Source organism: Synechococcus sp. CS-1328, from assembly GCF_025128095.1.
GTDB lineage: Bacteria > Cyanobacteriota > Cyanobacteriia > PCC-6307 > Cyanobiaceae > CBW1002.
The window spans coordinates 1-14,262 of sequence record NZ_JAHLYT010000035.1; the positions used below are offsets into that span (position 1 = coordinate 1).

Genomic DNA, 14,262 nt, shown 5'->3' on the forward strand with positions numbered 1-14,262 from the left:
CCATCAGCAGCGCTTCATGGGGACGGGCCCCGAAGGTGGCGCATAGCCCCGCCACCCACTGCCAGTCCGAGAGCAGCCCATCGGATCACCTCCAGGATCAGTGCGTCGCTGGGCAGATCCCGTGGTGCTGCGTCCTTACGGCGGCTGTAGACCTTGCCCAAGTCCTTGAGCAATTGCACAGATTCTGGACCCAGCTCGATCGCCCTTGCGACCGCAACGGCTGCGATCGATGCTCTACGGCGGCTACGGGTACCCATCTCCTTGCTTTCCACCAGGGCCCGAAGCACCTTGAGATCCACAGCCGGCAGGTCCAGCAGGGGCCTGAGCGGCGCGGCATAGTCCGTCGTCCATGAGACATCGGCGCTGCCACCTTATTTTCGCTGTCGACGCCACGGCATCGTTCAACAGTCCCGGCGCCCTGGGTTGGATCGAGGCTGTTGAACAGGCCTCAAAGCTTGCCGGTGGCGTCGCCGAGTCTCATCTGTCCATAAGATCAACTCTTCCAGCTCGAGAAGCAATCTCGCTCTCCAGGCCCATCAGTGGACGAACGCACGGCCGACTACCGCTTGTCGAAACTGCTGGAGCGGGTTGAAGACCAGCTGCGCCCCGGGCTACTGATTCGAAGCGTCGATCCCCATGACCCCGTCCGCGTGGACAGGATCCCCCAGCCCTGGCGCACGCTTGGTTGCGGCAACTACGCCGCGGTGCTCGTTCATCCTGAGCATCCCGAGCAGGTGGTGAAGATCTACGCACCGGGTCGACCAGGGATTGAGCAGGAAGCGGAGGTGTACCGCCGCATCGGCTGCCATGCCGCCTACTCCCAGTGCTTTCACGTGGGCGATGGCTATCTGGTGCTCCGGCATCTGCAAGGGATCACGTTGTACGACTGCATCCGCACTGGTATTCCCATCCCACTTCAGGCAATACAGGACATTGATGAGGCCCTCGCCTATGCCGTCAGCCGCGGACTGCATGGCCACGATGTGCACGGCCGCAATGTGATGGTCCATCAGGGGCGGGGCCTGATCGTTGACATCTCGGACTTCCTCAACCCGGAGCCCTGTCGGGCATGGCAGGACCTGCGCTGGGCCTACCACCGTCTGTATCGCCCCCTGATCGCCCCCCTGGGACTGAAGACACCAGGACCTGTGCTTGACATGGTGCGCAGGAGTTATCGCCTCTATCGGCGTCTGGGGTCGCGGGGTCGCGGCCGTCAATGCTGACGTGAGGAGCCGGATCAGCCCGCCGCACCTGCAGAGGGTGGACTGGATTTCCGAGGAGCTGGGCATCCACGTGATGACCCTCTACAACTGGAGGAAGGCTTGGCTATCTGCAGGAAGACGTGCTGCCCGGCATCCGACCTCCCCTGCGAGCAGGAGCACTGCCGTGGGAGACGAACCTCAAGCCTCTCCTCGCCTGTTCTGGCGGAACTCCCATGGCCGCTGGACGTTCCCCCAGCGCCATACCCCCAGTCGGAACCGCTGCGCCTGCTCCTCCGCCTTGATGTAGGCGTTCGCATCGCAGCCGGAGAGGTACTGGGGATCGACGAAGGCATCGCCGCAACGGTGCGGCCATAGCGGTCCTTGGTCTGGACCTTGATCTGCAACGACGCTGCACTCAGGAGGGACCGACGGCTTTCCGTGGCGGCCTCGCCAGGCTTGCCTTGGCCCGTCTCTGGGGCGTCGATGCAGGCCGCTCGTAGGTGACGGCTGGTATCGAAGCGAATGGCCTGATACAAGGAACCATTCCACCCCAGAACACCGCCACCGCTCCATGGCGAGACAACCAGCGCCGGCTGACAGCCAGATCAGCAGCCTTGAGGCCGAAGCAACGGCCATGGCGACCGATCCAGTACCAGAAGCAGGGCCAGGCCGATCAGCACATAGCCCTGCACGGGATTGGTTTCGACCGTGTCAGCGATCAGCGTGAGAAACGCTTTGGCCCACTTCTGCAACCTTCCCGCCTGGACAAGGGAGCCAACCAGCGGCTCAGGCATCGGCATGGGCGCGGCGGCGCCACAGCCGCCACACCTTCTCAAGTTCCAGGTAGAGGAAGAAGAGCAGGCTGAACCCCACGCAAATGCCAAGATCCTGCAAGGAAAGTGGCGTTGTCTCAAAGAAGTTCGAGAGGGCGGGTACGTAGAGCAGGGCCATCTGCAGGGCGGAGGTGAGCACAACGGCCCCAATCAGCCAGGGGTTGGAGAAGGGATTCACCTGCACCAGGGGCAGATCGCTGCGGGCCGCCAGGGCGTGGCCCATCTGGGCCAGGCAGAGCGTGGTGAACACCATGGTCTTCCACGGGGCCCCGGCCCGGAAGGCATAGACCATCAGCACGATCGTGATCACCGCGAACACCACACCGACGCGGAGGATGTAACTTCCAATCCCGCGCGCGAAGATCGACTCGCCCGGTTCGGCCGGGGGCCGTTGCATCAGACCTTCCTCGCCGGGCTCCAGGGCCAGGGCCAGGGCCGGCACGCCATCGGTCACCAGGTTCATCCAGAGGATCTGGAGGGGCGAGAGCGGAGAGCCCACCAGGCCGAGCAGCGGCGCCGAGGCGATCGTGATCAGCTCACCGACGTTGCTGCCGAGGATGTATTTCACGAAGCGGCGAATGTTGGCGTACACCAGCCGCCCCTCCTCCACCGCGTTGACGATCGTGGCGAAGTTGTCATCGAGCAGCACCATGTCGGAGGCTTCCTTGCTCACCTCCGTGCCGGTGATGCCCATGGCCACGCCGATGTGGGCCTGCTTGAGGGCCGGGGCGTCGTTGACACCGTCGCCGGTCATCGCCACCACCTGGCCATTGGCCTGCAGGGCCTTGACGATCCTCAGCTTCTGCTCGGGTGGCACCCGGGCATAGACGCTGCAGCGGCTGACCACCTGCTGGAGTTTGGCGTCATCGGACTGCTCCAGCTCCCGGCCCAGCACCACCTCCGCGTCCGCGTCCACCAGGCCGATGTTCTGGCCGATGGCGCGGGCGGTGAGGGGATGGTCGCCGGTGATCATCACCGGCCGGATGCCGGCCTCACGGCAGCGGGCCACGGCCACGGCCACCTCCGGGCGGGCCGGATCGAGCTGGGCCATCAGGCCAAGCAGCACCTGATGATCCAGCGACTGTTCAGGGCTGGCATGGTGGGGCGCGCAGGCGAAGGCGAGCACCCGCAGGCCGGAGGCGGCGAGGTTCCGCCCCTGCTCCACCCACCACAGCCGCTGGGACTCGGTGAGTGCCTCGACTCCGGCGCCCCCGATCCAGCGGTCGCAGCTGCCGAGGATCACCTCCGGTGCCCCCTTGGTGATCAGCAGGGTGTGGGAGCCGCATGCCACCTCCCCGAGCGGTTGTTGGAGGGTGCCTTCGTTGTCTTGCACCCACACCGCCATCAGCTGGCGCTCGGAGCTGAAGGGAATCTCCGCCGTGCGCTCGTAGCGGCTGCGCAGGGCAAAGCCATCCAGCTGGGCCTTGCCGGCGGCCACCACCAGGGCGCCTTCGGTGGGATCGCCCAGCACATCCCAGCTGCCGTCCTCCTCCTTTTTGAGTTCGGCGTCACTGCAGAGCAAACCGGCTGAGAGCAGCAGATCCCTGGCTCCAGCGGTGATGCCCGCCACGGCTCCCTGGGGAGGCGCGAGTTCGGCTGCGGTGAAGGAACCGTGGGGGTCGTAGCCCTGGCCGCTGACGGCGATCGATTGGCTGCCGCAGCGCAGTTCCTCCACCACCTGGCGGTTCAAGGTGAGGGTGCCGGTCTTGTCGGTGCAGATCACCGTGACCGAGCCGAGGGCCTCCACCGCCGGCAGCCGGCGGATCAGGGCGGCCCGCTGCACCATGCGCTGGGTCCCTATCGCCAGGGTCACAGTGATCACGGCGGGCAGGCCCTCCGGCACGATCGCCACGGCCATGCTCAGCGCCACTTCCAGCAGGCCCAGCAACGGCTGCCCCAGCAGCCAGCCGCCCAGCACCACCAGGGCCACCAGCACCAGCGCCGAGACCACCAGCACGTTGGCCAGGCCATCGAGCCGTTCCTGCAATGGGGTGGTTTCACCCCCAGCGGTGTTGATCAACTCGGCGATCTGGCCCAGCTCCGTGCCCATGCCGGTGGCGGTCACCACCGCCGTGCCCCGCCCCCGCACCACCTCGGTGCCCTGGAAGACACAGTTCTGCCTCTCCAGCACAGGGATGGAGGCCTCCAACACCAGATCCGCCTTCTTGAACACGGCCTCGGCCTCGCCGGTGAGGGCCGCCTCGCGCAGGCCCAGCTCGGCCACCTCCAGCAGGCGGGCATCGGCGGGCACCCGATCGCCTGCTTCCAGGCGGATCAGATCCCCGGGCACCAGCTGCTCGCTCGAGATCCGATCCCAATGGCCATCGCGCCGCACCGTGACCAGGGGCTGGGCCATCTCGCGCAGGGCCAGCAGGGCATTCTGGGCGCGGCTTTCCTGGATGTAGCCCAGCAGGGCGTTGAGGCCCACGATCAGCACGATGGCGATCGCATCCTTCGGGAACTTCTGGGCCTGGAAGGCGATGGCGGCCGACACGGCGGCCACGGCCAGCAGCATGATCAGCATCACATTGCTGAGCTGGTCCCAGAGGATGCGCAGGTTGCTGCGGCCCGCCGCCAGCTCCAGCCGGTTGAGGCCGAGGCGGGCCAGCCGCTCGGCGGTCTGGGCAGTGCTCAGACCCTCGGCGCTGGCATCAAGCTCTCGCAGGCAGGCCTGTGGGTCAAGGCTGTGCCAGGCGGTTGATTCTGAGCGGATCAAGAGGAAACGACGTCCTAACCAGTTAAAATCCTATGCGAGGGTCGTAGTCCTGTCCGGCAACGGCTCCTCCTCCATAATCGGCTACGCCTCCATAATCGGCTCTGCCTCCATAAACTGTGGCCATGCAGAAGATCAACCTGGCCGCGATGTTGGCCTATGATCTGTTTCCAGAGCCGAGACTTTTGCAGGCCTACAGGATGCTGCAGATGCCGATCTCAACGGAACTGGCGAAGGGGGCTGAGCTTCCATAGATTGCCTTCATTGTTGCGATCCTCTTGACCCGCCAGCCAGAGTTTTCTAACTCCGATCGCGCATCTGACCAAGCTGATGGTGTTCAGTCCAGGTTTCTATTGTATTTTTCGACATGACCGGTGATAACGCACTGCTCGCCATCGCTCGGGCGGCTGTGATGCCCTGGCTGATCTGCCGATACATCGGGATCTGATGCCAACCCCGGCGGGAATCACAGTGGTTGCTCCAACACTGCTCACCACTCTGGTGATTCTCCTGACGGGGGTGCTCATCGCCCGTCTCTCGGCGGGGCCGCTGGCCCGCTGGGCTGTGCCCTCGATCGTGCTGGAGCTTGGGATGGGCTTCGTCCTGGGCAACACGGTGCTGCCGTTCTCCTCCATCGCCCCACTCAGCGGTCTCGCCGAGCTGGGCGTGCTCACGCTCTTCTTCCAGGTGGGACTGGAGGTGCGCGGGGATCTACTCACCACCCGACGTGGCAGCATCCTGCGCACCGTGGCCCTGAGCTTCTTCACGCCCCTGCTCGCCTACTGGCCCCTCAGCGCCTGGTTTGGCATGACGACCCCGCAGGTGCTGCTCTGTCTGGCCGCCCTGGCCGCCACCGGAACAGGCGTCACCCTGAGGGTCCTGGCCCAGCGCAGAGCCCTGCACGTACCCTCCGGGCGACTGCTCGTGGGGGTGTCGGTGCTCGACGACCTGCCCGCGATCGGTCTGCTCAGCCTGGCCACAGCCATGGGAGGAGTGTCTCTTGGCCGTACGGGCCAGGGCGGGCTCCCGCTGGTCCTGGGCTTGCTGGCAGCGGTTCTCAGTTATGGGATCGCGCTCTGGTGGGTGCGTCACCGGACGGAGCGACCCAAGGGTCCGCTCTCGATCCTGATGATCCTGATCGGGGCGGCCTGGCTCGGAGAAGCCAGCGGGCTTACCTCGCTCCTGGGGGCGCTCTGGGGCGGGGTGCTGCTCAGCCGGCTGGCCCCCCCGGAGGAGGACGTGAACCGCACCCTCTCGGTGCTCTCGGACGTGTTCCTGCCGCTTTACTTCATCGGGGTGGGGATGCGCATCCAGGCGGACACGCTGCTGCAGCCTGAAGCCTGGGCACTGGCCTCGGTGCTCGTGGTTCTGGGCATCGTCAGCAAGCTGGCCTGCGGCCTGGGGATCTCCGCGCAGGACAGGGCCGCCGGGGTGGATCGCTGGCTGGTGGTGTTCGGCCTGATCCCCCGGGGTCTGCCGGGGCTGGTGTTCGCCACCACGGCCCTGGGGGCGGGTCTGATCAATGACAGCCAATTCTCCGCCCTGGTGATCATGGTGACGGTCACCACCGTGCTGGGGCTGCTGCTGCTGGAACAACGTCTGGCAGGACTGACTCGAGCCAAGGGGGTTCAAGCAGCAATGTTAGGGCCCGGGGATTGATCACTCAGGTAGGTTGACCGCTCTCAGGTGTGATTCCCCGCCTTGAAGACCTCTTCGTCGCTGGATCAACTGGGAAGCCACTTGATGCGCTGGCGCCATCGTCTCACGGTGCCGCAGTTCACCGTTGTGACTGGCGGGCTGGTGATTGTCTCGGGTACCCTGCTGCTGGCTTCGCCGCTTTGCTCCAGCGATGATGTGGGGCTCTGGCAGGCTTTGTTCACCGTGACCTCGGCCATCACGGTCACGGGTCTGTCGATCATCGATGTGGGCAAGGACCTCACATTCTTTGGTCAGGTGACACTGGCCGGACTGATCATCACCGGCGGGCTCGGCCTGATGGCGATCACCACCTTTCTTCAGGGCTTCGTGCAGGGTCGCTCCGGCCTGCGTCTACGTCTTGACAAGGGCCGGGCCCTCGATGAGTTCGGTGTGGGAGGCATCGGCCCCACCTTCCATCAGATCCTGATCACCGCCGGCTGTGTGATGGGGGTGGGTACCGTGATTCTGTATAGCTTCGGCTTCACGGACATCAGCAACCAAGGCGAGAGGCTGTGGGCAGCGATGTTTCACTGTATCAGCGCCTACAACAACGCTGGCTTCGGCCTCTGGAGCGATAACCTGGTTGGCTACAAAGGTAATCCTGTCGTCAATGGCGTGATTGGCAGCCTGATTGTCACTGGCGGCATTGGTTGGCGCGTCACCAACGACCTCTGGGAGAAACGTTTCCGGCTCCAACGAATCCGCAGCCTGAGTCTGCATACGCGGCTGGTGCTACGCAGCACCCTGCTTCTGATCGTGATCGGGGCCTTGGGCCTGCTGTTCACCGAACAGTTCGCTCCCGACGGGGTCATGTCGACCCTCACCCTCTGGGAAAAGCTGCAGGTCACCATTTTTCAATCGATCACCACCCGCACGGCAGGCTTCAACACCGTGCCCCTCTCGATCGAGACGCTCTCCGAGGCGGGTCTGCTGCTGATGATCGTGCTGATGTTCATCGGTGCAAGCCCCGGTGGCACCGGCGGGGGCATCAAGACCACCACCTTCGCGGTGCTGATGGGTGCCACCCGCTCCACCCTCGAAGGGCGCAAGGAGGTGATCATCCGCAGACACCAGATTCCCGGGGACATCGTGCTCAAAGCCGTGGGCGTCGCCCTGGCCTCAGGCCTCTTCGTGATCCTGATGACCCTGCTGCTTGGCCTTGGACCAACGGCGGGAGGAGAACCCACTGCCGAGGGCTACAGCTTCCTTGAGAAGCTGTTCACCTGCATGTCGGCCTTCGGCACCGTCGGACTGGATGTGGGAGTGACCGCTAACCTGAATCGCTGGGGTCAGTTGGTGCTGATGGTGGGGATGTTCGTGGGACGGCTGGGCATCATGTTGTTGCTTTCAGCCCTCTACGGCAGTAACCCCCCGTCCAGGGTCGGCTACCCCCGCGAAGAGGTCTTCATCTGAGGTGTGAACCGATGGCATCAAGCAATACGTGGTGGCAATGGGGGGCCGATGGATCGACGTCGTGCGGAACCTTTGCAGTGATCGGGGTTGGACGGTTCGGCTCAGCTGTCTGCGACGAACTGATTCAGAACGGTGCGACTGTGTTGGCCATTGATGCCAGTCAGCGAGCCATTGATGCCATGCGCCTGATCGATCCCTCGATCGAAGCCAGGGTGGTGGACTGCACCGATGAGGAAGCACTCCGCGAAGCAGGGGCTCTCGAAGTCGACACTGTCGTGGTAGCGATCAGCGAACCCATCGAGGCGAGCATCACTGCCACCTTGATCGTGAAGCACAGCAATGGGACGAAGGTGAAGCAGGTCATTTCCCGTGCCACCAGTGATCTTCACCTCAAGATGCTCCAGCTGGTCGGAGCCGATCGGGTGGTCTATCCCTCAAAAATGCAGGGCCACCGCCTCGGACTTGAGCTGGTGCGTCCGAACATGTTGGAACGGCTGCGGCTTGATGATCGCAACAGCATCGAAGAGATTCGTGTACCAAACGCCTTCGTGGATCAGTCTCTGCGTGAACTGAACTTGCGCAAGAACCACAACGTCACTGTCCTGGCTGTCGGCCCTGAGAACCAACTGACTGTGAACCCCCCGGCGTCCCATGTCCTCAAAGAGGGCGAATTGCTTGTTGTGATGGGATCTGGCGAAGCCCTCAAAGCTCTACCCTCCCGCTGAGCCAGGCATCACCAACTCAGCGATCACCTCGTTGGAAGTGCTAGCAGCTAGACGACACGGAGAGGATCGAACCAGATGTGGGAATGGATTGCGCCGTGGTCGTGGACCCCCGGGTTAAGGAAAGATGTCACCCCTCTCATCCCTACAACCGCAGCCGCCGCAGGGCCCGCACCGCCAGGAGTACCTGGGCACCGCTCACCAGCAAGCTGTGGAAGGTGGGCACGATGGAAAGCAGATCCACCAGGCCGAAGAAGCTGCGGGCCTGGACCAGTCGGTTGTCGACGCACAGCAGGCGCAGCAGGCATTCGAGGCTGAACAGCAGGGTGAAGACCCATTCCAGCGCCTGGAAGCTGCCGCTCCATCGCTGCAGCACAGGATCGCTCTCCAGGATCACCGCCACCACGTTGATCAGAACCCCCACCAGCAATGCCGTATGGAAGGCTTTGCCGGAGGGGGTTTGGGCTTCGAGGATGGTGCGACGCAGCCAGTCGGGACCGGCAGCACCAGGGGGATCAGCAGGAGGGCTCAGATGGGGAGCGTCCGGAGGACCTCAGCCGCTGCCCAGGTAAGAGGCACGCAGGGCCGGATCGGCGAGCACCTCGGCGGCCGGGCCGCTAAGGCGGATGGCGCCGCTTTCAAGCACGATGCCCCGGTCGGCGATTTCCAGGGCTGCGGTGGCGTTCTGCTCCACCAGCAGCATGGTGAGGCCGCCGCGGTGCAGTTCCGCCAGGGTGGCCATCACCTCGGCCACCAGCTTCGGCGCCAGGCCCAGGCTTGGCTCATCCAGCAGCAGCAGGGTGGGGCGAGCCATCAGGGCACGGGCGATGGCAAGCATCTGCTGCTCCCCCCCAGAGAGACTGCCGGCCAGCTGGCGCCGCCGCTCGGCCAGCCGCGGGAACAGGCCGTAGCAGCGCTCCAGGTCGGCGGCGATGCCCTCCCGATCGCGCCGAATCCAGGCACCCAGCTCCAGGTTGGCGGCCACGCTCTGGCGGCCCAGCACCCGCCGGCCCTCGGGGCAATGGCCGATTCCCAACCGCACGGTGGTTTCCGTGGCCACGCCGGCCAGATCGGCGCCGCGCCAGAACACGCTGCCGGCCGCGGGGGAAATCAGCCGCGAGATGGCCCGAAGGGTGGTGCTCTTGCCCGCACCGTTGCTGCCCAGCAGGGTCACCAGTTCGCCCTGTTGCACCTGCATCTCGATGCCGCGCAGAGCAGTTACGGCGCCGTAGCGCACGGTGAGGCGGCGCAGTTCCAGCAGGGGGAGGGCTTCAAGGGCGTTGGCCGCGCCGTTCATGGCTGCCCTCCGAGATAGGCCTCGATCACCGCCGGGTCGTGGCGCACCTGCTCCGGTGTGCCGAGGGCGATCCGTTCACCGAAGTTGAGCACGGCCAGCCTGTCGCACAGCCGCATCATCAGCGGCACGTGGTGCTCGATGATCAGCACCGTGAGGGCGAAATGGGCTCGGATCCGATCAATCAGGGCGCAGAGATCGTCCTTCTCGACGGGGTTCATGCCGGCGGCCGGTTCATCGAGCAGCAGCAGGGCGGGGGCGGTGGCCAGGGCCCGGGCGATTTCCAGGCGACGGCGATCGCCATAGGAGAGGCTGGCGGCGGTCTGGTCGGCCAGTTCCGCCAGGTCCACCAGGGCAAGTAGCTCGATGGCCTGGCTCCGCAGGACGGCCTGGCGACGCCGGAAGGCTGGGCTGGCCAGCAGGGCACCGGCCAGGGGCTGGCGGGCGGCATGGTGCAGCCCCACCAGCACGTTCTCGATCACCGGCAAGCTGTCGAACAGACGCAGGTTCTGGAAGGTGCGGGCGATGCCGAGGCGGTTGACCCGCTCGGGGGAAGGTCGGCTCATCGGTGTGCCCCGCCAGAGCACCCGACCGCCGCTGGGGGGCGTGAGGCCGGAAATGACATTGAAGAGGGTGGTCTTGCCGGCGCCGTTGGGGCCGATCAGACCGAAGATCTCCCCTTCCTGCACCTGCAGGCTCACAGCATCGAGAGCGAGCAGTCCGCCGAAGCGGCAGCTCACCGCCTCGATCGCCAGCAGCGGCTCCGCCGGGGGGCGCTGCTGCATAACGGGGGTCCTCATGGCGCCGCCTCCCGCTGCCGCCAGGGCCACCACCGGGCCAGGCCCTTCAGCAGCTCCGGGGTGATCAGGCCTTGGGGAAAGAACACCGGCCCCACCACGATCACCAGGCCGTAGACGATCAGGCGCAGATCACCGATCGGACGCAGCAGCTCCGGAACGGCGGTGAGCGCCAGCCCCCCGGCGATAGGGCCGAGCCAGCTGCGGGAGCCGCCGAACACCACGAAGGCCAGGGTGGTGATACTGGCGTCAAAGCTGCCCTGCCTGGCGTTCCAGGTGTTAAGGAAATGGGCACTGAGCACCCCGGTGAGGGCGGCGATCACGGCACTGATCACGAAGGCGGTGAGCTTCACCCGGGCGGTGTCGATGCCCATGCAGCTGGCCGCGAGTTCGTCGTCGCGGATGGCGGCCTGGGCGCGGCCGAAGCGCATGCCCTCCAGGCGCTGACACAGCAGGCCCACCAGCAGGAGCAGCAGCAGGGCGGCCCCTAGGTACCCGGCCGGATCACTGAAGGGCTGGGGGATGGCGAAGATGCCCACGGCGCCGCCGGTGAAGGGCAGGTTGAGGTTGAGCACCCGCAGGATCTCCACCAGGGAGATGGTGGCGATCGCCAGGTAGATGCCCCGCAGCTTCAGCACAGGCCCGCCGATCGCCAGGGCCACGGCGGCGGCCAGCGCACCGGCCAGCCCCAACTCCAACAGCAGGGAGGGCAGGGGGTAGAGCGGCGCGGCGCCGCCCAGGGCCGGCCAGCCGGTGGAGAGCAGGGCGGCCATGTAGCCGCCGATTGCATAGAAGCCCGGTGTGGCCAGCGAAAGCTGGCCCCCTGACAGGGGAAGGTACACCGAGAGGCCCAGCAGGGCCCCCAGCACCATCTGCACGAGCAGGGTGGGATCGATCACCTCAGGACTCCCCCATGGCCATTCACACCTTCGTGACCTGGGGACGGCCGAGCAGCCCCTGGGGACGTAGCAGCAGCACGGCGAAGAGGAAGGCAAAGGCCACCGCATCCTTGTAGCCGGAGAGTTCGCTGGGCACCAACGCCTCGGCCAGACCGATGATCAGCCCGGCGAGCACGGCCCCCGGCACGCTTCCCAGGCCGCCGAGCACCAGCACGCCGAGGGCCTTGAGGCCAAAGCCGATGCCGAAGTAGGGCCCAGTGATGCTGATGCTCAGACCCACGAGCCCCCCGGAGATGCCGGCCAGGAAGCCGCTCACCGCGAACGAGAGGAGGATCATGCCGTCGCTGTCGATACCCAGCAGGCGGGCGGTGGTGGCGTCTTCGGAAACGGCCTGCAGGGCCTTGCCGCCCCGGCTGCCCTCCAGCCACAGGGTGAGCCCGATCAGCACCAGGGCTGAAACCCCCAGCAGCACCAGCTGCACGGTGCGCACCTGGGCCCCGCCCAGGTTCAGGGCCACCGGCAGGGCGCCCAGGGAGTCGGCGGGCAGGGAATAGCCCTCGGCGCCCATCAGCAGCTGGATCAGATTCACCAGGATCACTCCGGCCCCCAGGCTGGTAATCAGGTAGAGGAGCGGCTCGGCCCTGCGGCGGCGCAGGGGACGGAAGGCCACCGCCTCCACCAGCAGGCTCACCAGGGCCGCCGCTAGGCCGGCCAGGGGCAGGGCCAGCCAGAAGGGCAGGGCGAAAGGAAGAGCCAGGCCCGCCAGCAGCCCGTTCGCCCCCACCGCACCCCCGATCAGGAGGTAGGTGAAGTAGGCCCCGAGGGTGAACACGGCCCCCTGGGCGAAGTTGATCACTCCCAGCACCGAGAACACCAAGGTGTAGCCGAGAGCGAACAGGGCGTACACCGCCCCCACCGAGAGGCCGTTGAAGAGGATCTGCAGCAGGGTGTCCATGGCGGCGGTGTGGCGGCGGGGTCAGCGGCCCGTCATGGCAGGAGCTGGAAGCGACCGCTTCGACCGTCGGGATTCATGCGCACCTGGGCCACGTAGAAGTTGTTCTGGATCACCTCCCCTTCGGGGGTGAAGCGGATCGGCCCGAGGGGAGTGTCGTAGCTGCCGCCGAGGATGGCGGCATTGAGCCGCTGGCGCAACTCCCGAGTGGGGAGGGCGGACAAGATCTGACCGGCCGGCAGGTCTGCGTGCAGCTTCCGCAGCGCCTCCACCACCACCTGGTAAGCGGTGTAGGACTGGGCCGTGAACTGGGGCGGAATGGCGCCGCCGCGGGCCTTGCGATAGGCGGCCAGGAAGGCCTCATTGCTGGCGCTGCGCGCTTCCGCGCTGTAGGCCTGGGCGATCAGCAGCCCGTCGCAGTACTTCTGACAGATGGGGTAGATATTGGGAGTGTTCATGCCATTGCCCACCACGATCAGTCCGCCGTAGCCGAGTTCGCGGATCTGACGCACAAGATTGCCGCCGTCGTTCGGCAGGGCGGAGATCACAATCAGGTCGGGCTTGAGGCGCAGGGTGGCGGTGACCTGGTTCTGGAAATCGGTGTCGCTCACGTTGGTGCGCTGCACCGTGATCGGCTGGAGACCCCGGGCCACCAGGGCCTGCTGGAAGATCTTCGATTCCGAGGTGCTATAGGCGTCATCGTGGGAGAAGAACACAGCCGCCCGCTTGATGGCGGGGTTCTGCTTCAGGGCCGCCTGGATTGAGAGCGGTGCCACCAGTGACACCGGCGCCGAGACGCGGGCCACGAAATCGCCGATCTCGGGGATGCCCACGGCGGTGTTGGAGGGCCCGACCACCGGAACGCCAGCACGATCCGCCAGGGGATTGACCGCGAAGGCCTGCTGGGAAAGGGAAGGGCCGATCAGTGCCACGGCGCCGCCGTGGATCAGGGCGCGAAAGGCATTGGTGGCGGTCTGCTCGTCGCTGCCGCCGTCCTCGAGCAGAAGCCGCACCTTAGGCTCCTCGTCCTTGAACTGATCCCGGGCGAGCTCCAGCCCGATCCGCTGATCCTGCCCGACCACGCTGGAATTACCTGTCAGGGCGATCACCGCGCCGATCGGAAGTCCGTCCTTGCTGTTCAGTGCCGCGGATTCCTTGTCTGTCGATGTGCAGCCGCAAAGCAGGGCGTATAGCGAGGCGACTAACCATCCACGCCCCAGAAGGCTGTGATGCACCGGAGTCCGTTAAGCAATAGACACGGGGAGGCTATCGCAGCCGCCTCGGTGGCGGTCAGGCGATGGCCGCGAAGACGTCGCGGAAGGCCGCCAGGGTGGCGTCCATGTCGGCAAGGGAGTAATGGCAGCCTCGAAGAGTTTGCTGACAAACCATCTCGCAGCGCTGATTTTTCCACAGGTACAACTGATTATTTGCTGATATCGGCTGATCTGTGGCTTTTTACCGTCTGGAAAAGGCTCAATTTCGGCACTTATTTCGTGAATTGAGCTCCTGCTTGGTTCTCCTTTTTGGCACACCTCTGGGCAACTGGCTGATCATGCCGCCTTCAGCTCAGGCTTGAGCAGGCTGCCCAGGCGGATCAGCTAGGGAGACTCTGGAAAACCCCGCCACCCTGCGCGAGAATAGCCGTGTGATCGCAGGCGTGGACAGGCTTCATGGCCCCCAAGCAGTTTGGTTTTGGTGATTACGAGCAGTCCACGGCCAAAAAGCGCACCCGGCGAGAG

General features: G+C 65.5%; 14 protein-coding genes. 5 read left to right on the plus strand and 9 right to left on the minus strand.

Annotated elements, in window-relative coordinates; genetic code table 11:
- The first annotated feature begins 539 nt into the window (after positions 1–539).
- Entirely contained in the window at positions 540–1,223 is a 684-nt protein-coding gene (locus tag KQ310_RS06170) for a serine/threonine protein kinase (RefSeq protein WP_259720895.1), read from the plus strand.
- Between the two features lie 14 nt (positions 1,224–1,237).
- On the opposite strand, the gene KQ310_RS15995 is transcribed toward KQ310_RS06170, so the two are convergent.
- The 3 genes from KQ310_RS15995 to KQ310_RS06180 form a co-directional block, all read right to left on the minus strand.
- Positions 1,238–1,738 (minus strand): thermonuclease family protein, encoded by a 501-nt coding sequence (locus KQ310_RS15995; RefSeq protein WP_399237783.1) that lies wholly within the window; start codon positions 1,736–1,738, stop codon positions 1,238–1,240.
- A 69-nt stretch (positions 1,739–1,807) separates the two neighbouring features.
- The gene (locus tag KQ310_RS06175; protein ID WP_259720896.1) at positions 1,808–1,996 is read right to left on the minus strand and encodes a hypothetical protein; all 189 of its coding nucleotides are present in this window, start codon (positions 1,994–1,996) and stop codon (positions 1,808–1,810) included.
- The gene (locus tag KQ310_RS06180; protein WP_259720897.1) at positions 1,989–4,751 is read right to left on the minus strand and encodes a cation-transporting P-type ATPase; all 2,763 of its coding nucleotides are present in this window, start codon (positions 4,749–4,751) and stop codon (positions 1,989–1,991) included. Before KQ310_RS06180 ends, KQ310_RS06175 begins: the two co-directional genes overlap by 8 nt.
- Before the next feature lie 122 nt (positions 4,752–4,873).
- Here KQ310_RS06180 and KQ310_RS06185 point away from each other — a divergent pair, with 122 nt between their 5' ends.
- The 4 genes from KQ310_RS06185 (at position 4,874) to KQ310_RS06200 (ending at position 8,584) form a co-directional block, all read left to right on the plus strand.
- Positions 4,874–5,002 carry a hypothetical protein gene (locus KQ310_RS06185; protein WP_259720898.1) on the plus strand — a complete coding sequence of 43 codons (129 nt, stop codon included), beginning with the start codon at positions 4,874–4,876 and terminating at the stop codon, positions 5,000–5,002.
- A gap of 265 nt (positions 5,003–5,267) precedes the next feature.
- The gene (locus KQ310_RS06190) at positions 5,268–6,407 is read left to right on the plus strand and encodes a cation:proton antiporter (RefSeq protein WP_399237786.1); all 1,140 of its coding nucleotides are present in this window, start codon (positions 5,268–5,270) and stop codon (positions 6,405–6,407) included.
- 84 nt (positions 6,408–6,491) lie between these two features.
- A complete protein-coding gene (locus tag KQ310_RS06195; RefSeq protein WP_259720906.1) occupies positions 6,492–7,859 on the plus strand; it encodes a TrkH family potassium uptake protein in 1,368 nt (455 codons plus the stop codon).
- 11 nt (positions 7,860–7,870) lie between these two features.
- Positions 7,871–8,584, plus strand: coding sequence for a TrkA family potassium uptake protein (locus KQ310_RS06200; protein ID WP_259720900.1), 714 nt, complete (start codon positions 7,871–7,873; stop codon positions 8,582–8,584).
- A gap of 142 nt (positions 8,585–8,726) precedes the next feature.
- Here the strand turns inward: KQ310_RS06200 and KQ310_RS06205 are convergent, their stop codons facing one another.
- The 6 genes from KQ310_RS06205 to KQ310_RS06230 are packed head-to-tail and all read right to left on the minus strand — an operon-like array spanning position 8,727 to position 13,632.
- Entirely contained in the window at positions 8,727–9,113 is a 387-nt protein-coding gene (locus KQ310_RS06205) for an ion transporter (RefSeq protein ID WP_311134708.1), read from the minus strand.
- Positions 9,114–9,134: 21 nt separating this feature from the next.
- Positions 9,135–9,878: an ABC transporter ATP-binding protein gene (locus KQ310_RS06210; protein ID WP_259720901.1), complete on the minus strand. Its 744-nt coding sequence runs from the start codon at positions 9,876–9,878 to the stop codon at positions 9,135–9,137.
- Entirely contained in the window at positions 9,875–10,675 is an 801-nt protein-coding gene (locus KQ310_RS06215; protein ID WP_259720902.1) for an ABC transporter ATP-binding protein, read from the minus strand. The genes KQ310_RS06210 and KQ310_RS06215 overlap by 4 nt, the downstream gene beginning before the upstream one ends.
- Positions 10,672–11,571: a branched-chain amino acid ABC transporter permease gene (locus KQ310_RS06220; RefSeq protein ID WP_259720903.1), complete on the minus strand. Its 900-nt coding sequence runs from the start codon at positions 11,569–11,571 to the stop codon at positions 10,672–10,674. Before KQ310_RS06220 ends, KQ310_RS06215 begins: the two co-directional genes overlap by 4 nt.
- A 22-nt stretch (positions 11,572–11,593) precedes the next feature.
- Positions 11,594–12,526 (minus strand): branched-chain amino acid ABC transporter permease, encoded by a 933-nt coding sequence (locus tag KQ310_RS06225; RefSeq protein WP_259720904.1) that lies wholly within the window; start codon positions 12,524–12,526, stop codon positions 11,594–11,596.
- A 32-nt stretch (positions 12,527–12,558) separates the two neighbouring features.
- Entirely contained in the window at positions 12,559–13,632 is a 1,074-nt protein-coding gene (locus KQ310_RS06230) for an ABC transporter substrate-binding protein (protein ID WP_259720905.1), read from the minus strand.
- Positions 13,633–14,262 lie beyond the last annotated feature (630 nt).